Source organism: Oribacterium parvum ACB1 (assembly GCF_000238055.2).
Taxonomy (GTDB): Bacteria; Bacillota; Clostridia; order Lachnospirales; family Lachnospiraceae; genus Oribacterium; species Oribacterium parvum.
The window spans coordinates 747,946-767,448 of the sequence record NZ_KE148312.1 but is presented as its reverse complement, the minus strand read 5'-3'; the positions used below and the strand labels follow the sequence as shown (position 1 = coordinate 767,448).

The window sequence follows — 19,503 nt, the reverse complement described above, 5'->3', positions numbered from 1 at the left end:
ATATTCTTTTTTCAACTTATTGTCTTCACTTAAATTAACTGAAACTCTTTCAAGAGAGATTTTCTATAGGATTTATCTTTGGAAGCTTTGGCGAGGTCATCGATACGTCCTTCTTCGACCAAGATTCCCATCAATTTAGCCATGGTGTCCTCACTTTTTTCAAGTCCTTCAGCTAGACCCTTAGCCATTCCTTCCTCTGTTCCTTCTTTTTTCCATTGTCTCTTTAAACGATCATAGTATGTAGTCATGACTTTTTCGTCTCCTTTCTCTAAGTTCTCTGCAATTTTTAGCTTTGAAACCCTCTTGGCAAGTATTTTTGAATGCATTTTTTTAGGATCCGCAGTATAAAAATCTTCTATCAACTTACCTAGCTCATTACTGCTACTTTTACTGGTATTCACATAGATAATATTTGTTTGGTCCGGAAAAACTGCTCCGGATTCTTTTATGATTCGGGAAATGTGATAGATTTGTTTATCCCCTTTCAAAATATCTCGACCACAAATAAATATAACATAGCTTTCCGGTAAATAATCAAAAGATTTTCCTTTTTTAGAAATATTCATATCAATAAGTCCGGAATGATAGCGTGCTCGTTTTGGGCTGGCACCTAGAGAGTCATTTTGGAGTTCGATATTGTAAATGGTTCCCTTTTTATCCGTACAAAGGCAATCAAGAACCAAAGAGCGTCCTTCCAAGTTCTTTAAATCGCTTTGAATACTTTGGCTTTTCACCCTTAGTTCCGGTTTTTCCAAAATGGTTTGGAGAATAAATTCCGTGCATTTTACATCCTTTAAAACAACTCGCATAAAAATATCGTCCATGAGAATAAGTTCGGCTAAGAACCTTCGCTTTAAATCCAGTTCTGTGGAGAATTTTAAATTGCTACTCTTTTTAGACATAGAACAGCTCCTTTCAAAAAGGATAGAATGAGAATGATAGTAGTGAAAATAGAATAGTATAGAGCTATAGAATTCTTGCTACCCATTATACCAAGGGTGTTAAAAATCTCCTATACTCTATATTCGGATATGGTTTTGAGCGAAGGGGTGGGGATTGACGGAAAAAACAATGAAGAGGCTCTTTACTTCTTCTTGTTTGAGTTGTAAAAAGTGCTATAATTATATCAAATAAAAACAAAATAATAATGAAAAATGCATAAAAAACAATGAGTATGCAACTAAATTAATAGGGTTGCTTATACTGAAACAGAGAACAGGAATTTGTAGAATTATGCGAAGCGGTTTAGAACTTTGGGCGAAAAAGAAAGAAAAGGATGGCATTTTTTACTGGCTGTCTTTAAAGCAACATCTGGAAGACACAAGGGAGATAATGGGACTTCTATGGGAACACTGGCTTTCAGAGGGACAAAGAATATATATTGCCAATTCCATGAAGATAGAAGAAGATGCCGCGAAATCTTTGACCATGTTAATTGGGGCAATACATGATATCGGAAAGGCTACCCCGGCCTTTCAGATTCAAAAAGGATTTCAAAATTCTGAGGATTTGGACCTGCTTTTGATGGAGAAACTGGAACGGGAAGGTTTTTCCGGAATCAAAGACTTGGAGCTAACAGATCGAGGGAAAACTCCCCATGCCTATGCAGGAGAAGTAATTTGCCGTTTAGCGGGTATCAACAGAGGAATTGCCTCTATCATAGGAGCCCATCATGGAGTTCCTATGAAGGAAAACTATAGTCTTATGTCCTTTGTTGAAGCTTATACTGCCAACTTTTATCAGGAAGAAAAAGAAGATTCTCCAATATGCAAAAAATGGAAAGCGACACAAGAGGAGCTACTTTCCTGGGCATTAGAGAGCTGCGGTTATAAAAATGTAGAGGATCTTCCTAGATGTCCCAAACCGACGCAACTCTTACTTTCCGGACTATTAATTATGGCGGATTGGATAGCCAGTAATGAGGAATATTTTCCTTTATTTTCTTTACAGAATGAAGTTGACCATGAGTTGGATGATGCTACAGTAAATCAAGAAGATAGGAAGAAAGAAGGAACACAAATAAGTGAGAGGGTGGAATCGGCCTGGCTAAAATGGACGCAGAATCAAACATGGGAAGCGACGCAGCTTTTTGATGCAAAACAGGCTTATCAGAATTCCTTTCACTTTATGCCTAGAGACTTTCAAGAAAAAGTTTTTACAGAGATTGCTGGGGCTGAGGACATCGGCTTAGTGATTCTTGAGGCGCCCATGGGCTGCGGAAAAACAGAGGCGGCTTTAATGACTGCGGAACAATTGGCGGGAAAGCAGCAATGTGCCGGAGTTTTCTTTGGATTGCCCACCCAAGCCAGTTCCAACGGCATTTTTCCGAGAGTGGAGTCTTGGGTAGATTCCCTTGGGCAAGAAAATCAAGAGAAATTATCTCTTCGCCTATCTCATGGAAAGGCAGCTTTAAATGAAGAGTTTCAAGCATTGTCCAGAAACTACTGCGATGGAATAGATTTGGACGGAGAAAAAACGCAGTATGTGTATGTGAATGAATGGTTTTCCGGGAGAAAGAAAGCCATGCTGGATGATTTTATAGTAGGAACTGTAGATCATTTACTCCTTATGGCTTTAAAACAAAAACATCTTATGCTTCGGCATTTGGGATTTAGTAAAAAGGTTGTCATCATTGATGAGGTGCACGCCTATGATGCCTATATGGGGCAGTACCTCTACATGGTTTTACAATGGCTTGGAGCCTATAAAGTGCCAACCATTATCTTATCCGCGACCTTACCTATAGAACGAAGAAAAGACCTGATGAAGTATTACTTGAAAGGTAGAGGAATCAAAGAGAAGGATATAGGAAATTTTGATTTCCTTAAGACAGAAAGCTATCCCTTACTTACCTTTAGCAAAGGAAGTGAGGTTGAATCTTTTTCAGACTTTCAAGAAGAGAAAGAAAAAAAGGTTACGCTTTATCAGCTGGACGAAGAGAATTTAGTAGATACCGTAAAGAGTCTTGGTAAGAATGGAGCGGTCATAGGCATTATTGTAAATACTGTTGGGAGGGCGCAGAGAATCACAAAAGATTTATTAGGAGCTTTTCCGGAAGAAGAAGTCCATCTTTTACATTCTCGATTTATCGACACGGATCGCATAAAAAAAGAAGAGGAATTACTCAAAAAAATCGGAAAAAATGCAGAGAGACCTAAGCGTTTTATCGTAGTGGGAACCCAGGTGATAGAGCAGTCCCTAGACATTGATTTTGATTTAATGATTAGTGATTTATGTCCTGTGGATTTGTTAATCCAGAGAATAGGTCGACTTCATAGGCATAAGATAGAAAGGCCTAAGGAACATAGTGAAGCGAGACTCTATCTTATGGGAATAAGTGGGAGCTTTGACTTTGAAAAAGGGTCAAGAAGGGTTTATGGAGATTATTTACTCATTAAAACCCAATGTGCTTTAGGGAAAAGCATTTCCATCCCAAGAGATATCTCACCTCTGGTGCAGGATGTGTATGGAGAATGGAATCCTTCTTTAGCACCTGACCTCCGGAAGAAATATGAGGAGAGTAAAGAGAAACAAGAAGCAGTCTTAAAGAAGCAAAAAATGAAAGCAAAAGGATTCCGATTAGATAAGCCTAAATTGGAGTGCTCAGATGAGATTAGTTTAAATGGATTATTGGATAATACGTATATTGATTCAGAAGAGCTATGTCAGGCAAAGGTTCGAGATATCGGTTCTTCCATAGAAGTGATAGCAGTAAAGAAAAATGGAGCGGGATATGGACTTTTTCAAGAGAAGAAGGACATTTCAGAAGAGCTTTCTAAAGCATCTATTGCAAGAAAGCTGGCTTGCCAAACTTTAAGGCTTGGAGAGAGTATTATTCATATGGAAAGGGAAAAAGAAGATGACAAAGAAGAAGGGCTCATCCGTTATTTAGAGGATTATAACAGGCGGGAACTTCCGGAGTGGCAGAATGAAGCGTGGTTAAAGGGAAGTTTAGGATTGATATTTGACGAGAATAATGACTTTCCCTTAAAAAATATCGTTTTACATTACGATGAAAAATTTGGCTTGCAGTGGCATAAGAAGGAGGTGTAAAGCTTGAGCCGATTTAATTTGTTAGAAGAAAACTGGATTCGAGTTTTGGAAGAAGGGGAAATGAAAGAAGTATCCCTCATTACCATTTTTGAAAATGCGGAGAAGTACCGGTGTTTGGCAGGGGAGATGGCGACGCAGGATTTTGCAATGCTGCGATTCCTATTAGCGGTATTGCATACCGTGTTCTCCCGGGTGAATGCGGATGGAGAAGCCTATGAGTTTTTAGAAATTGACGAGAAATTTCGACAAAAGGAGGCTGTTTCCGAGGATGACGAAGAGGAATATAATGATGCCCTCATGGAAACGTGGAAGACACTGTGGCAAAGAGGAAAATTCCCTTCAGTAGTTAGGAAATATTTGGAGACTTGGAAAGAGCATTTTTACCTGCTGGATGAGAAATATCCTTTTTATCAGGTGACAAAGGAAGAGATTTTGTCCAGATTGAAAGATGGAAAAAATCCCAGTTCTATTTCCGGTAAAAATTTAAACAGAAACATATCAGAAAGCGATAATAAGGTGGCTTTATTTTCTCCAACGACTATTGAATACAAGAGTAAAATGAAGGAAGGAGAGTTTGCACGATGGCTTATTATGCTGCAAGGCTATATTGGGCTTTCTGATAAGGCAATCGTTGGAGAGGAAAAGTATAAGGCCTCTAAAGGGTGGCTGTTCGATATTGGCGGTATTTTTCTAAATGGTGACACATTATTTGAAACTTTGATGCTGAATCTGAGAGTAGCAGTAAAAGCAGTTGGAGATATATTGCCAATACAAAGACCTTGCTGGGAGTATTCCGGAGCAGAAAATATAGATAGGAGCTTCCTAGGAATAGCAGATAATCTTGCAGAACTATATACCAATTGGAGTAGGGCATCTTTGCTTGATTCGGCAATAGATTTTTCGAAAGATATTAAACTTGACATTGTAAAGCTTCCGGAGCTGGATCATAGAATGACGGAAATAGAGCCGATGACTTTATGGAAATACAATGATTCAGGAGAAAATAAAAACTTCTATACACCGAGAAAATACCGACCCGGTCAGGCTTTATGGAGATCCTTTGGTTTAATTACCGTTCCTTCAGATTTGTCGGAAGATAGTAGGGAACCGGGAATTATTACTTGGTTATCTAAGATAGAAAAGTATATTCAAAAACCTCAAGTTAGAATTTCTGCGGTCGGAATGCAAGACGATGGAAATGCAACTTCTTGGGTACCGGTAAATGAAATGATTGACAATCTGGCTTTACATGAGATTGTGTTATTTGAGAAAGGAAAAGAAGGCTGGGTTATGCGTATCAAGGAACTTGTGGAAGATACCAAGGAAGTAGTTGGCTTTATCTACAAGGGTTTTTTAAAAGATATGTATGATATTAGAAATACAAAGAAATCCGTAGAGGAAGAATTAGAACAAGCCTATTTTGGTTTGGATAAAGCGTTTAGAGATTGGCTTAGTGGAATTGATGAGTCCAGTTCTAAAGAAGATAAGATTAAGGAGTGGAAAGAACTACTATTCTTTTCCATAAAAGAACGAGCCCTTGAAAAAGTAAATGAATGTAGACAGAGGGATATTAAAGGAATATATGAGGAAAATGCAAAAGGCGTTAAAAATATCTTTACTGCGTATGAATATTTTCTCATTAGACTAAAGAAAAAAATAAATCAAGAATAGGAGGAACTATGGATGAAGAAAGAAAATCAATAGATGCAGTGATGAGAAAGATCATTGCAGAAATTGAGCCTATCAAAAACCTTGGAAGTGGAAAAGCCTTACTGGCAGGAATTAGAGATTCAATAGGAAAAGAACTGGCTAATGCTCCGCAGGTCTGGCCCTTACTTTTTGCAAATCTCCCGGAGGAATATTTGGGGAATAAAGCGAGGGTAACAGCCGAGGAAAATGCAATTTATCTTAGTTTACAGATTTATGCTTTAATGCAGCAGGGATCCTCAAAGCTGGAAAGAGGAGAGGAAAAATCTACTCGAAATATCGGAGAAAGCTTGCGGGCTCTTCGTGGAGATGAAAGTAAGACAAAAGCTATGGATGAGCGCTTTAATACTATGGTTACAGCCGGAAGTTTTGAGGAGTTATCCCACTACCTTAGACAAATGATAAAAATTTTAAAGGCAAATGCAGCAAATCCATCCGTGAATTACCCTAAATTGGCAAATGATTTGTTCTGGATGCAAAAAGGAAAGCGGGACAATATCCTGATGGATTGGGCAAGAGCCTATTATCAATCATTTCAAAAAAGTACTGTAGAAAAGGAGAACACAAATGAGTAAAGAAAAGTTATTTTTAGACATCCATGTAATTCAAACCCTTCCACCCTCTAATATCAATAGAGATGATACAGGTAGTCCCAAGACGGCGGTTTATGGTGGAGTAAGAAGAGCAAGAGTTAGCTCCCAGTCATGGAAAAAAGCAATGCGAGATTACTTTAAGGAAAACGGAAATCTATCCAATGTGGGAGTGCGTAGCTTAGATGTAGTGAGTTTTCTTGCAGAAAAAATCAGAGAACTTAAACCGGAACTTTCCATGGAGGATGCAGTCAATAAATCTGTAAAGACCTTTAATGCAGCAGGAATTTCCACAACGAAAGATAACAGAGTAAAAGCTTTATTTTTCTTAGGGAAAGAACAGGCTGATAATTTGGCAAAAGAAGCAGTTAAGGATAATTTAGACAAGAAAGTACTTCAGGAGATATTAAACAGCAATATTGCAATCGATATTGCCCTGTTTGGTCGCATGGTGGCAGATGATGCAAGCTTAAATGAAGATGCTTCTGCTCAAATTGCCCATGCTATTTCTACCCATGGAGTACAATCTGAGTTTGATTTTTATACAGCCTTAGATGATTTGTCAAAAGAGGATCAGTCCGGGGCAGGAATGTTAGGTACTATAGAATACAATTCTTCAACTTTGTACCGATATGGAAATGTGGCATTGCATGAGTTTTATCACCAATTAAATGAAAATAAAAGTCAAACCATTGAAGCAACAAAGCTATTTGTGGAAGCCTTCTTAAATTCTCTTCCTACAGGAAAGATGAATAGCTTTGCAAACCAGACGGTGCCCTCTTCCGTTGTAATATCCTTAAGGAAAGATCGCCCCGTAAGTTTTGTTAGCGCTTTTGAGACAGCGATTAAAACAAAATTATCGCAGGAAGGTTATGTAAATGAGTCTATAGAAGCTATGTTTAAAGAGCATAAGAACGTGCAACGATTTGTAGAAAAACCAGAAATTTCTTTTTACCTCAACTTATCTGAGGGGCATTCCTTAGAGGGAGCGAAAGAGGAACTTAGCTTGTCTGATTTGTTACATGATTTAGGAGAAGAATTAGATAATCGTTTATAAGGAGAAGAGGATGAAGACTATTTTGCTGAAATTTGCAGGACCCCTTCAGTCCTACGGAACATCTTCTCATTTTGAGACTCGTTATACCGATTACTATCCATCTAAAAGTGCAGTGATAGGACTGTTGGCAGCTTGTTTAGGCTATAGACGAGATGAGGCAGAGAATTTAAGAGAGTTGTCCAAACTGAAATTTGCAGTACGGATAGATCAGGATGGGACTTTATTGAGAGATTACCATATTGCCAGATCCTATAAGGACACGGGAGCGGAGTTAAGAACGTATGTAACGAACCGTTATTATTTGGAGGATGCTCTTTTTGTTGTTGCTATTTCCGGTAAAGACGAATTGGTAGATACTCTTATAAAAGCCATAAAATCCCCTTATTTTCAGCCTTTTATGGGAAGGCGATCCTTGCCTGTTCCTGTGGATTTTTTCTTAGGAGAAAGTGCGGAAGATATTTTAAATAGCCTTAGAAATTTGCCTTGGCAGGCTGCTCCTTGGTATAAAAAAAAGAAGTGGAAACAAGGAGTTGGGGAGAAGATATCTCTGGAAGTCTATGCGGATGAGGAGATATTAGCGGAAGGAAAAATTATCAGATCGAAACTAAGAAGAGATGTTCCTGTTTCTTTTTCGCAGAAGGGAAGACAGTTTGCCTTTAGGCAGGAAGCTTGTATTTCTGTCGAAGTCTTAAGCGGGATAGAGAAAGACTCAGGAGTAGAAAATACAGAACATGATATTTTTTCAACATTGGAGGAGGCATAATGTATCTTTCAAGAGTGGAAATTGATAAAGAGAATAGGAGAAAAATCCGTGACTTGACCCATTTGGGGGCATATCATAGTTGGGTAGAAGATTCCTTTGTAGGACAAATTTCTATGTTGGAACGCTCAAGAAAACTATGGAGAATTGATAGCATTCAGGGAAATCAATATTTGCTTATATTAAGTGAAGAAAAGCCTTCTTTAAAGGCATTAGAAAAATACGGTGTGGATGGAAGTGGAGAAACAAAAGCTTACGATTCTTTTTTGGCGAGTATTCAAGAAGGGAAAAAGTATCGTTTCCGTACTACTTTAAACCCGGTTGTAGCGAAGTCTATCGAAGGAGAGAAACGCGGAAAGCCAGTCCCCCTCCTCACCATTGAAAACCAGAGTCGGTTTCTCTTAGATAGGGCGGAAAAAAATGGATTTTCTTTGAATTCAGATGACTTCGTGATTAAGGAAAGAAAGTTTGAAACGCTGAAAAAGAAAGGAATGAAGGATACGCCTATTTCTCAAGTAAGCTATGAAGGAATCCTGACCGTTATTGATGCTGAGCAATTCAGGAAGGCATTATGTGATGGTATTGGAAAGAAAAAGGCTTATGGTTGTGGTTTATTAACTGTGATACCGGTATAAAAATATGAATAAGAATCGTGATGTGTATGTAAAGAAAGTAGAGTTAAATGAACTTCCCAGAATTGGAGATCGTGTCAGTTTTATTTATGTAGAGCATGCTAAAATTCACCGTCAAGATTCTTCTATTACTGTTGCAGACCAGCATGGTATTGTTCGAGTACCGGTTTCTATGATCGGCATTTTTATGCTGGGACCGGGAACGGATATCTCTCATAGAGCAATGGAGCTTTTGGGAGATACCGGTACCAGCGTTCTATGGACAGGAGAAAGAGGAGTGAGACAGTATGCCCATGGGAGGGCTCTGTCTCATTCCTCTCGTTTCTTAGAAAAACAAGCCGGTTTGGTGAGTAATACACGAAGCCGATTAGAGATTGCCAGAAAAATGTATCAGATGCGCTTTGCAGGAGAAGATGTTTCGAAATTAACCATGCAGCAGTTACGTGGTAGAGAAGGTGCCAGAATCAGAACAGTTTATCGAAATATGTCCAAGGAATATCATGTGTCTTGGGATAAAAGGGATTATGATCCGGAGGATTTTTTTGATGCAACACCGATAAATCAAGCCTTATCAGTTGCTAATGTTGCATTATACGGATTGGCTTACAGTGTGATTGTTGCCTTGGGGCTTTCTCCGGGATTGGGCTTTGTGCATACAGGACATGACTTGTCCTTTGTGTATGATATTGCCGACCTGTATAAGGCTTGGACCTCGATACCGGCAGCCTTTCAGACAGTTTCAGAATGTGCGGAAGAAGAGGAGCTTCCACGAGAAGTTCGCAAAAAAATGAGAGATATTTTTACAGAGACTAAACTGTTGGAACGAATAGTTAAGGATATTCAAAATTTGCTGGAGGTAGAAGAAGATCAATTCTTTGAAGTTGACAGTATTAGTTTATGGGATGATAAGGAAAGGCTTGTTTCTTACGGGGTAAATTATAGTGAGGATTCATCATGCCGATGACAGTGATTACTTTATCCAAGGTCAGCAATTCTCTTAAGGGAGATTTATCTAAATGGATGCAAGAAATTGCTACCGGAGTTTATATTGGAAATTTTAATTCGAAAGTAAGAGATAAACTTTGGGAAAGAATTCAAGATGCTGTGGGAAATGGAGAAGCAACCATATCTTACCCTATGAGAAATGAAATTGGATATACTTTCAATACCTTAAATACTAGGAGAGAAATATATGATAGTGATGGAATACCATTGATTTGTTTTCCCTTGGAAACAGAACCGGAAGGAGATAATGAAGGAATAAAGGAAGGCTTTAGTAATGCCAGCAAATACTATAAAGCCAGAAAATTTGCGAATAACCATAGTGGCGAAAAGAAAGAGTGCTTTGCTTTTCTGGATTTGGAAACAGATGGTTTAAATGAACAGTGCAATAGTATTATTGAAATAGGGGCAGTAAAAGTAATGCAGGACTCCGGTATTTTAGAATACCATTCCTTGCTGGAATATGAGGGAGAGTTACCAAATGAAATTACAGGATTAACAGGTATTACTACAGACCTTTTAAAAAGGGAAGGCAGAAAAGTTGAGATTGTATTGAAAGAGATATTGGATTTTTTAGAAGGGGCAATTATTGTCGGATATAATATTGCCTTTGACCTTCGTTTCTTGAATGCTATTCTGCAAAGAAATGGTATGGGAATTTTACATATTCCTTCCGTGGATTTAATGAGGATAATAAAAAAAGAAAAGCCATTTCAGAAAAATTATAAGCTGGAAACTTCGCTAAAAAGCTATGGAATAAAAAAAGAGCAGTTGCATAGGGCCTTGGAAGATGCTAAATTGACTTATGAATTGGCAACAAAAGTGAATGGATTTTGTCAACATCTGCCGTAAGGCTCTTTATTTTAGGGGATCTTTAAGTATTTGTCCCGCGTATGCGGGGATGATCCCTGTCATTCGGGGCGTTAATCATGTCGAAACTAATTTGTCCCGCGTATGCGGGGATGATCCCTAAGGCAATGGATATTATTCTTAGTGATGATGATTTGTCCCGCGTATGCGGGGATGATCCTTGTTTCTCGTTCTCTGTTAACTTTATCTAAAAATTTGTCCCGCGTATGCGGGGATGATCCTAACTTTGTAAATATCTTGCATTTTCTAATAAAATTTGTCCCGCGTATGCGGGGATGATCCTGGACGTTGTAGATACTCCTACAATTGTTGACGATTTGTCCCGCGTATGCGGGGATGATCCCTCACCTACAAATTTATCTTTATAATCTTGTAATTTGTCCCGCGTATGCGGGGATGATCCCCAACGTTTAGAATTTTTTAAATTTATTTGTTTATTTGTCCCGCGTATGCGGGGATGATCCTGGAATTGTATAGGTAAAATTGTCAAAAAATACAATTTGTCCCGCGTATGCGGGGATGATCCTTCACCCCTTGTTTACTTGCGTAAAATATTATAATTTGTCCCGCGTATGCGGGGATGATCCTTGAAAGTCCCGATAAGACGCTGTCTAAAAAGCATTTGTCCCGCGTATGCGGGGATGATCCTTTAAGAGCATAACTTAAACAAGTCATTTTATCATTTGTCCCGCGTATGCGGGGATGATCCCGGCGGAACTTTTAAACAATATTGAATTTATGAATTTGTCCCGCGTATGCGGGGATGATCCCGGGGTGGATTATCCGGGTTTTTCTTTTAATTTATTTGTCCCGCGTATGCGGGGATGATCCTGGACGTATAACCCTTATACTTCTTATCCCCGTATTTGTCCCGCGTATGCGGGGATGATCCTGGTCGGGTGGATTGTCGTCTTTGGTTTTAAAAATTTGTCCCGCGTATGCGGGGATGATCCTCATTAAGCATGGATTTTATTAAAAACTTTTTAATTTGTCCCGCGTATGCGGGGATGATCCTCCACGCTCCCATTGTTGTGGCTGCCCATGCAAATTTGTCCCGCGTATGCGGGGATGATCCTGCTTTACGATATCGCTCCCACGGACTGTATTAATTTGTCCCGCGTATGCGGGGATGATCCCGGGAATAATGACAGTGAACCCTTCCACCAACAATTTGTCCCGCGTATGCGGGGATGATCCTAACAGAGCCATATCCGTCGCTTCCATTATCCCATTTGTCCCGCGTATGCGGGGATGATCCTTCGGGAGTTGACCTTGACAATTTAGATTTATGATTTGTCCCGCGTATGCGGGGATGATCCTGCCCTTTTTATGTACTTGCAAGGTAAATCAGAATTTGTCCCGCGTATGCGGGGATGATCCTCTTGTGCAATCTCATATAACGTTTGCATTTCGATTTGTCCCGCGTATGCGGGGATGATCCTGTGTTTGTGCAAGAAAAAGTACCCCTAAAAACATTTGTCCCGCGTATGCGGGGATGATCCTAGGGCGAGCCCTATCGCCATACTGAGAACGCTATTTGTCCCGCGTATGCGGGGATGATCCCTTGTCTATATTTTGCATATATAAAGAGTCTAAATTTGTCCCGCGTATGCGGGGATGATCCTACACAAGATAATTTTATTATTGACGGTATGGTATTTGTCCCGCGTATGCGGGGATGATCCTGGGTTTATGAAAACAGGGGACGTATTTACAAAATTTGTCCCGCGTATGCGGGGATGATCCTCGGAGTAGACTCTGCCAAAATATCCCACAGCAATTTGTCCCGCGTATGCGGGGATGATCCTATTCGGAAAGTATGAACGATTATAAAAAAGCTATTTGTCCCGCGTATGCGGGGATGATCCTGAGGTAAAAGCCATTTCATTTCTAAGTCTAAAATTTGTCCCGCGTATGCGGGGATGATCCCTTTGAAATTCCTATAAATCTTTCTCCGACACTATTTGTCCCGCGTATGCGGGGATGATCCCAGAAAAAGGTTTTCTAATTTCTTTCAAGTTTTATTTGTCCCGCGTATGCGGGGATGATCCTATAAAATTTACAGACCTGCAGAAGCTACTGATATTTGTCCCGCGTATGCGGGGATGATCCTAAAATTTTTTACTTTTCTTCTTTTGGCTCTATATTTGTCCCGCGTATGCGGGGATGATCCTATTTACTATCGGGGTTTCTATGTGTACTATGAATTTGTCCCGCGTATGCGGGGATGATTCCGCAGGCTATGGAGGATGAGATTAAAAGAAGGGATTTGTCCCGCGTATGCGGGGATAATCCTTGATAAAATTCCACTGCATATAAAAGAAAAAAATTTGTCCCGCGTATGCGGGGATGATCCTATGGTATAGAATGTTAAATATGTTCGAGTTCTTCGGACATACAATCAAGAATAGCGTAGTCGCTTTCTCCCCCTATCCCTCCTTCAATCTTGCCTCTATTATCAGCCTCAACTACAAAGCACTGTCTTTCCCCTTGTCGGGTTACATCAACAACCACTCCAGTAATATTCTTCTTCTTTACTCTAACCTTATCAAATAACTTAAACATTCCATTAACCTCCTATCCTATAAGCGGTTATAAATCTCGGCATAGCGCCACTCTTGTCTATTCTCCAAACAGTTCTAAACATCCTTTTTTTCTACCGACGCAAAGCATCATTGGGATTGTATACTGCTGTCCTCCTTCTGGCAAGACTTCCGTAGTTTCTATTTTGATTTGTCCCGCGTATGCGGGGGTGATCCTCACTTTTACGCTGGAGCATCCGGACAAGGGTTATTTGTCCCGTGTATGCGGGGGTGATCCCACTTTCTCCTTTCAATATCGGGACTATATGAGAAAGATACGAAACCGTCAGCTTGAACGTGCTGAAAAACTTGTGGAAAATCCTTCTTCTCTAAACAAAAAACTGCCGAACGATCCCAAGCGTTTTATCCGTCAAGACCACTGTACTTCTGACGGTGAGCTTGCAGACAAGATGATTCCTTTGATAGATGAAGATGTTGCCACAGAGGAGGAACGCTATGACGGTTTCCATGCCATATGTACAAACCTAGAAGATGATGTAGCAACGATTATAAGTATCAATCAAAAGCGATGGCAGATTGAAGAATGCTTTCGGATTATGAAGAGTGAATTCCAAGTCAGACCCGTATATCTTAGCAGAAAAGATCGAATCACAGTACATTCCATTACCTGCTTCACTGCGCTGATTCTTTATCGTATTCTGGAGAAGAAGTTAGGTGAGAGTTATACCACTGAAAGCATTATAAGAACACTGAAAGAAATGAACATGCTGATAGCTTCCGGGGAAGGATATATCCCGGAGTATACCCGAACCGACCTTACAGATAAACTCCACGACACATTTGGTTTCAGAACGGATTACAAGATTGTACCTCAAAGAGAAATAAAAAAATTTTGACCGTAACAAGAAAGTAGAAATATTGCTAGAATTCAGAAAGAAAATAAGAGTTCATAAATGGCGTTATTACGCCGTTTATGAGCCCTTGAATCTTGATAAACTGTCGAAATTAGAATTGTATCTCACCTAGTACCACTTTACAACATCAACTTACAAAAACCCATCTTTCTCGAATCAGTCTATTTTCGTTATAAACTCTGAATGCCATGGAGAAATTTGTTCGGAGTATGCTGGGTGATTTGCATTCTTATTCTTAACGAGTATCGCTCGTATAGCGTGTGGTATCTCGTTTGTGCAAAAGATAGATATTAGTAGCAGTATTATATCTGAGAAGTTTTGATGGTATACTGTACAGATAGTAGTAAAAAGTGCTATTCGAGTTGTTTATCAAGGAGGAGCATATGACGAAAATGGAAGTAAAACAGAAAGTGGAAAAGTTGCTTACGGCCAACAGTCTTTGTCCGGAAGGCAGAGAAGCGGTGCAAGCCTATCTGGAGGCCTATGGAACTGCGGACGAAAAGGGTAAAGTAGAAGCGCTTTTAAAGGAACTGGAAGAGGACATCACAAGCATTGATGATTTAATTGCTTTTGCGGGAAGCGAGCATGGAAGGCAGATTTTTGGTGAAGAGAAGGCCGCAGCCATTTTGAAGGCTGCCAAGGAAGCAAAGGAAAAGGGCGAGGAGACTTGCATTTGCGAGGCGTGTCAAATCGCTAAGCTAATTTTAGCTAATAAGACTGCATTGCTTTCCTAAAAAAGACGCTGCAACCCCGATGCCCATTGCAAAATGCGGTATCGGGATTTTTTATAAAAAATTGTAGTTTGTTTCTATATAAAAAGTCCTTGAGAAAAATGCAAATCCTTGCTATATTGTGTTGGTGCCAATTAACGGACACAAGATTTTGTATTTTTAGGGAATTACTTCCGTATTTAAAAAGAACCCTTTTACAGCCCTGTTTACTGCTTATAGCTGTATTTTTTTGCCATTATGCCCGACTTTTAGGAAATATTTTTTCAAAAAAACTGCTCGGTCTGTTGAAGCAGAATAAGTATTTTTAAAGTAATTGGGAGAGTGCGAAAAAATAAGGCAAGGAATACTGCCCAAACGCGCATCACCGGAAAATCGTAGGCAAGCGTAAAGAATGGATTACAAAATCGAGTGGACATCAGATAAAGAAAGCGGTTTAAATGAAAACAATCATTAAGAGGGGACTCGGAGAAGAGGATTACAGAGGAGAGAAGATCGAAAAAGCCATGGAGAAGGCCTTTCTCTCGGAGGGAATTGCAGTAGAGGCGGAGAAGCTCCACTTTCTTTTGGGAAAAGTGGAGGAAGCTCTGGAGGATAAGTTCCGTGTTTCCGTGGAGGAAATTCAAAATGCGGTAGAGGAATCCCTCATGCAAAACGGGGACTACCGTGTAGCAAGAGCCTATATCCTCTATAGAGAGAAGCGGACTCTGCTTCGCCATTTAAGGCAGAGAATCAAGGAAGAAATCGGAGAAGAAGGCATTGAGGAAGTTTTAAAGAAGATCCAGAAGGATTTTCCGGATTATGACCTCTCCCGTCTTTCCGCAAAGTATCTTTCCTTAAGTAAGGGAGAACAGGAAATTCCGAAGCGCCTCGCCCTTCTTACAAGAGCGGCGGCAGAGCTTACCACACAGGAAGAGCCGAACTGGGAGAAGATTGCGGGAAGACTGCTTTCCTATCATTTCCATAAGGAACTAAAGAGGACGGAAGAGAGCCGTGCCCTTCACGGCTTCTATGAGAAGCTTTGCTATTTGACCGAGCAGGGACTTTACGGAAGCTATATTTTGGAAGCTTATACGAAGGAAGAAGTGGAAGAGCTGGCAAAGGTGATTGACGAGGGAAGAAATGACCTTTTCACCTACTCCGGACTGGACTTACTTCTTTCCCGTTATGTCATTCGAGACAGACAGCATATCGCGCTCGAGTCTCCGCAGGAGATGTACCTCGGTATTGCCATGCACCTTGCAATGAAGGAGGAAAAGAACCGTGCCTTCTATGTCAAGGAATTTTACGACATTATGAGCCTGCATCAGGTAACCATGGCGACGCCGACGCAGTCCAATGCCAGAAAGCCTTACCATCAGCTTAGCTCCTGCTTTATTGATACGGTTGCGGACTCTTTGGACGGCATTTACCAGAGCATTTCCCGTTTTGCCGATGTATCCAAGTACGGTGGCGGTATGGGAATGTATTTCGGAAAGGTACGCTCCCGCGGCGGAAAGATTCGCGGTTTTGAGGGGGCAAGTGGCGGTGTGATTCGTTGGATTCGTGTTGTCAATGACACCGCGGTTGCGGTAGACCAGCTGGGAATGAGGCAGGGTGCCGTGGCAGTGTACTTGGACGCATGGCACAAGGATTTACCGGAATTTTTACAGCTTCGTACCAATAACGGCGATGACCGTATGAAAGCACATGATGTTTTCCCGGCAGTTTGCTACCCGGACCTTTTCTGGAAGAAGGTAAAGGAAGACTTAAATCAGGAATGGTATCTGATGGATCCGCACGACATTTTCCTGATTAAGGGCTACTGCCTAGAGGACTTCTACGGGGAAGAATGGGAAAGTCGCTACGAAGACTGTGTACGCGATAACCGAATCAGTAAGAGAGTTTATGTGTTAAAGGATATTGTGCGACTGATTTTAAAGTCCGCGGTAGAGACCGGCACACCGTTTGCCTTTTATAGAGACACGGTAAACCGCATGAATCCGAATAAGCATAAGGGGATTATTTACTGCTCCAACCTCTGCACGGAAATTGCGCAGAATATGAAGGAAGCAGAGATTTTGGAGCGGAAGGTCATTACGGAAGAGGGCGATGAGGTCATTGTCAGCACCGTAAAGCCCGGCGATTTTGTGGTTTGTAATTTGGCTTCTCTCTGCCTTGGAAATATTGATGTGGAAAATAAGGAAGAGCTGCAGAAAATCACGAAGACGGTTGTTCGCGCCTTGGACAATGTAATTGACCTAAACTTCTATCCGGTTAAGGAAGCGGAGCTGACCAATAAGAAGTATCGTGCCATCGGGCTCGGTGTTTCCGGCTATCACCACATGCTTGCGAAGCACCATATTGCGTGGGAGTCCGAGGAGCATTTGCGCTTTGTGGATACCGTATTTGAAAATATTAACTTTGCGGCAATTAAGGCGAGTGCAGAGCTTGCCAAGGAGCGCGGAAGCTATAGAGAATTTGCCGGCTCCGAGTGGGAAACGGGAGAGTATTTCCGTAGAAGAGACTATAGCTCCTCCGAATGGAAAGAGCTGGAAAAGGAAGTGCATGAAGGAATCCGAAATGCTTGGATTTTGGCAACGGCACCGACCAGTTCCACCTCTATTCTGATTGGAACAACAGCGGGGCTGGATCCGATTATGAACCGTTTCTTCTTAGAGGAGAAGAAGGGAGCAATCTTACCGAGAGTTGCTCCGGAGCTTTCCATGGAGAGCTATTGGTACTATAAGTCGGCGCACCAGATTGATCAGACCTGGTCGGTACGGGCTGCGGGACTTCGCCAGAGACATATTGATCAGGCGCAGAGCGTGAACCTCTGGATTACCAACGATTACAAGATGAGTGAGCTTTTGAATCTTTATACTTTGGCATGGGAGTCCGGTGTGAAGACGATTTACTATGTACGTTCTAAAGCATTGGATCCGGATGAATGTGAGTCTTGCTCCGCATAAGGGAGTAATCGATTCATATCAATTAAGATATCTGAAACCGGCGCATAGCCTCTCTTTAAAAGGCGCTCTCGCTCGACTCAGACGTAGCGGCACTAAGCATCAAACTTCGCTAAGGCTCGTTTTCTGCAAGTGCCGACGTCTTCATACGCTTTTTCAGCGAGCCTATATGCGCGGTTTCTATATATTCATAACGCGAATGTTAATGAAAGCCCCATATGTAGAGAGCTTTTCAAGGTATGTGTATTATAAAGCGTAATAACTTACTCCCTTATGCGAAGAGTGGTTCCGGGGAGCATTTAGCAGATAATTGTGATATAGTTTTTAGGGACTGAAAGAGAGAATCGACGGAGCTTCTGCGTTCAGCAGCAGGAAAGGAAAGTTACAATGGAAGAGATTAAGCGTAAGCCTTTATTTAACCCGGAAGGGGATATTGATGTTCGGAATCGTAGGATGATTAATTTTAACACGACAAACATCAATGATTTTAACAATATGAAGTACGAGTGGGTTTCAGACTGGTATCGTCAGGCAATGAACAATTTCTGGGTGCCGGAGGAAATCAACCTAAATCAGGATAAGAGTGATTATCCGAATCTCACTGCTCCGGAGCGGACGGCTTATGACAAGATTTTAAGCTTCCTCGTATATCTGGATTCCCTGCAGTCTGCAAATCTGCCGAATATTTCGCAGTATGTTACGGCAAATGAGGTCAACCTCTGCCTTTCTATCCAGACCTTCCAGGAATGCATTCACAGCCAGAGCTACAGTTATATGCTGGATACCATTTGCAATCCGACAGAGAGAAATGACATTCTTTACCAGTGGAAGACGGATGAGCACTTGCTTCGCAGAAATGAATTTATCGGAAACCTCTACAATGAGTTTGTAGAAACGCAAACGAAGGAGAGCTTCCTCCGCGTCTGCATTGCAAACTTCATCTTAGAGGGAATCTATTTCTACTCCGGGTTTATGTTCTTCTATAACCTTGGAAGAAACGGAAAGATGCCGGGCTCCGTGCAGGAAATCCGTTATATTAACCGTGATGAAAATACGCACCTTTGGCTATTCCGAAACATTCTGCTGGAGCTGAAAAAGGAAGAGCCGGAGCTCTTTGATGAAAAGCATATTGAAGAAATCACCGCCATGGTAAAAGAGGGTGTAGAGCAGGAAATTGCCTGGGGACAGTATGTTATCGGAGAAGCCATTCCGGGCTTAAACGGAAAAATGGTGGAGGATTATATCAAGTATCTGGGAAATCTACGCTATAGCTCCTTAGGCTTCGGAACCCTTTATCCGGGCTATGAGAAAGAGCCTGAATCCATGAAGTGGGTATCTCAGTACGCCGATGCCAATATGGTAAAAACGGACTTCTTCGAAGCACGCTCCACCGCTTACGCAAAGAGCACCGCAATAGAGGATGATTTGTAAAACAAGGATTAAGACAAAAAAAATCTGCTGCAAGCTAGCTTGTAAGCAGATTTTTTTTGTCTTAATCCGCAAACGCATGAGCAACGAGCGAAGCGAGTTGCGAATGTGTTTGTAGGACGGAGTCCATGTTTTACAAGGAGCAAATGCATGAAGAGCGAGCGAAGCGAGCTCTGAATGCAGTTTGCAGGACGCAGTCCATGTTTTACAAATTGGTAATCCCTTATACAAACCGGGAATTCAGACGATAAAAATTTAGCTACATTTTTAT

13 protein-coding genes, 1 pseudogene and 1 CRISPR repeat array are annotated in these 19,503 nt (G+C 41.0%); of the genes and pseudogenes, 12 read left to right on the top strand and 2 right to left on the bottom strand.

Annotated elements, in window-relative coordinates:
- Window positions 1–29: 29 nt before the first annotated feature.
- The gene (locus tag HMPREF9625_RS03510; protein WP_009535627.1) at window positions 30–902 is read right to left on the bottom strand and encodes a PD-(D/E)XK nuclease family transposase; all 873 of its coding nucleotides are present in this window, start codon (window positions 900–902) and stop codon (window positions 30–32) included.
- Window positions 903–1,233: 331 nt separating this feature from the next.
- On the opposite strand from HMPREF9625_RS03510, the gene HMPREF9625_RS03505 reads away from it, so the two are divergent.
- From HMPREF9625_RS03505 to cas2e, 8 genes are read left to right on the top strand one after another with little or no spacing between them, the layout of a single operon-like run.
- Entirely contained in the window at window positions 1,234–4,053 is a 2,820-nt protein-coding gene (locus HMPREF9625_RS03505; RefSeq protein ID WP_009535626.1) for a CRISPR-associated helicase/endonuclease Cas3, read from the top strand.
- 3 nt (window positions 4,054–4,056) lie between these two features.
- Window positions 4,057–5,724 (top strand): type I-E CRISPR-associated protein Cse1/CasA, encoded by a 1,668-nt coding sequence (locus HMPREF9625_RS03500; RefSeq protein WP_009535625.1) that lies wholly within the window; start codon window positions 4,057–4,059, stop codon window positions 5,722–5,724.
- An 8-nt stretch (window positions 5,725–5,732) separates the two neighbouring features.
- The gene (gene casB / locus HMPREF9625_RS03495) at window positions 5,733–6,335 is read left to right on the top strand and encodes a type I-E CRISPR-associated protein Cse2/CasB (protein ID WP_009535624.1); all 603 of its coding nucleotides are present in this window, start codon (window positions 5,733–5,735) and stop codon (window positions 6,333–6,335) included.
- Window positions 6,328–7,407: a type I-E CRISPR-associated protein Cas7/Cse4/CasC gene (gene cas7e, locus HMPREF9625_RS03490; protein WP_009535623.1), complete on the top strand. Its 1,080-nt coding sequence runs from the start codon at window positions 6,328–6,330 to the stop codon at window positions 7,405–7,407. Before casB ends, cas7e begins: the two co-directional genes overlap by 8 nt.
- A gap of 10 nt (window positions 7,408–7,417) precedes the next feature.
- Entirely contained in the window at window positions 7,418–8,170 is a 753-nt protein-coding gene (cas5e, locus tag HMPREF9625_RS03485) for a type I-E CRISPR-associated protein Cas5/CasD (protein ID WP_009535622.1), read from the top strand.
- Window positions 8,170–8,802, top strand: a complete 633-nt coding sequence (gene cas6e, locus HMPREF9625_RS03480) for a type I-E CRISPR-associated protein Cas6/Cse3/CasE (protein WP_009535621.1) — start codon at window positions 8,170–8,172, stop codon at window positions 8,800–8,802. The genes cas5e and cas6e overlap by 1 nt, the downstream gene beginning before the upstream one ends.
- A 4-nt stretch (window positions 8,803–8,806) precedes the next feature.
- Window positions 8,807–9,763, top strand: a complete 957-nt coding sequence (gene cas1e / locus HMPREF9625_RS03475; RefSeq protein ID WP_009535620.1) for a type I-E CRISPR-associated endonuclease Cas1e — start codon at window positions 8,807–8,809, stop codon at window positions 9,761–9,763.
- Window positions 9,760–10,653 (top strand): type I-E CRISPR-associated endoribonuclease Cas2e, encoded by an 894-nt coding sequence (gene cas2e, locus HMPREF9625_RS03470; RefSeq protein WP_009538084.1) that lies wholly within the window; start codon window positions 9,760–9,762, stop codon window positions 10,651–10,653. The genes cas1e and cas2e overlap by 4 nt, the downstream gene beginning before the upstream one ends.
- Before the next feature lie 28 nt (window positions 10,654–10,681).
- A CRISPR array of direct repeats spans window positions 10,682–13,028; the repeat unit is 29 nt; unit sequence ATTTGTCCCGCGTATGCGGGGATGATCCT.
- 13 nt (window positions 13,029–13,041) lie between these two features.
- Here the strand turns inward: cas2e and HMPREF9625_RS03465 are convergent.
- Entirely contained in the window at window positions 13,042–13,236 is a 195-nt protein-coding gene (locus HMPREF9625_RS03465) for a hypothetical protein (protein WP_009535618.1), read from the bottom strand.
- Between the two features lie 256 nt (window positions 13,237–13,492).
- On the opposite strand from HMPREF9625_RS03465, the pseudogene HMPREF9625_RS03460 reads away from it, so the two are divergent.
- The 4 genes and pseudogenes from HMPREF9625_RS03460 to HMPREF9625_RS03445 all read left to right on the top strand — a co-directional run.
- Window positions 13,493–14,110: pseudogene (locus HMPREF9625_RS03460) on the top strand (IS1634 family transposase); the annotation flags it as partial.
- 401 nt (window positions 14,111–14,511) lie between these two features.
- Window positions 14,512–14,862, top strand: coding sequence for a hypothetical protein (locus HMPREF9625_RS03455; RefSeq protein ID WP_009535616.1), 351 nt, complete (start codon window positions 14,512–14,514; stop codon window positions 14,860–14,862).
- A 434-nt stretch (window positions 14,863–15,296) separates the two neighbouring features.
- Window positions 15,297–17,807 carry a ribonucleoside-diphosphate reductase subunit alpha gene (locus HMPREF9625_RS03450; RefSeq protein ID WP_009535615.1) on the top strand — a complete coding sequence of 837 codons (2,511 nt, stop codon included), beginning with the start codon at window positions 15,297–15,299 and terminating at the stop codon, window positions 17,805–17,807.
- A 384-nt stretch (window positions 17,808–18,191) separates the two neighbouring features.
- Window positions 18,192–19,235 carry a ribonucleotide-diphosphate reductase subunit beta gene (locus tag HMPREF9625_RS03445; RefSeq protein ID WP_009535614.1) on the top strand — a complete coding sequence of 348 codons (1,044 nt, stop codon included), beginning with the start codon at window positions 18,192–18,194 and terminating at the stop codon, window positions 19,233–19,235.
- Window positions 19,236–19,503: the final 268 nt, after the last annotated feature.

Bases quoted from the DNA above. Each gene is read 5' to 3' on its own strand.
- HMPREF9625_RS03505 (WP_009535626.1), top strand. From the start codon at position 1,234: ATGCGAAGCGGTTTAGAACTTTGGGCGAAAAAGAAAGAAAAGGATGGC.
- HMPREF9625_RS03455 (WP_009535616.1), top strand. From the start codon at position 14,512: ATGACGAAAATGGAAGTAAAACAGAAAGTGGAAAAGTTGCTTACGGCC.
- HMPREF9625_RS03465 (WP_009535618.1), bottom strand. From the start codon at position 13,236: ATGTTTAAGTTATTTGATAAGGTTAGAGTAAAGAAGAAGAATATTACT.
- cas7e (WP_009535623.1), top strand. From the start codon at position 6,328: ATGAGTAAAGAAAAGTTATTTTTAGACATCCATGTAATTCAAACCCTT.
- HMPREF9625_RS03510 (WP_009535627.1), bottom strand. From the start codon at position 902: ATGTCTAAAAAGAGTAGCAATTTAAAATTCTCCACAGAACTGGATTTA.
- cas5e (WP_009535622.1), top strand. From the start codon at position 7,418: ATGAAGACTATTTTGCTGAAATTTGCAGGACCCCTTCAGTCCTACGGA.
- cas2e (WP_009538084.1), top strand. From the start codon at position 9,760: ATGACAGTGATTACTTTATCCAAGGTCAGCAATTCTCTTAAGGGAGAT.
- cas1e (WP_009535620.1), top strand. From the start codon at position 8,807: ATGAATAAGAATCGTGATGTGTATGTAAAGAAAGTAGAGTTAAATGAA.
- HMPREF9625_RS03445 (WP_009535614.1), top strand. From the start codon at position 18,192: ATGGAAGAGATTAAGCGTAAGCCTTTATTTAACCCGGAAGGGGATATT.
- casB (WP_009535624.1), top strand. From the start codon at position 5,733: ATGGATGAAGAAAGAAAATCAATAGATGCAGTGATGAGAAAGATCATT.
- cas6e (WP_009535621.1), top strand. From the start codon at position 8,170: ATGTATCTTTCAAGAGTGGAAATTGATAAAGAGAATAGGAGAAAAATC.
- HMPREF9625_RS03450 (WP_009535615.1), top strand. From the start codon at position 15,297: ATGAAAACAATCATTAAGAGGGGACTCGGAGAAGAGGATTACAGAGGA.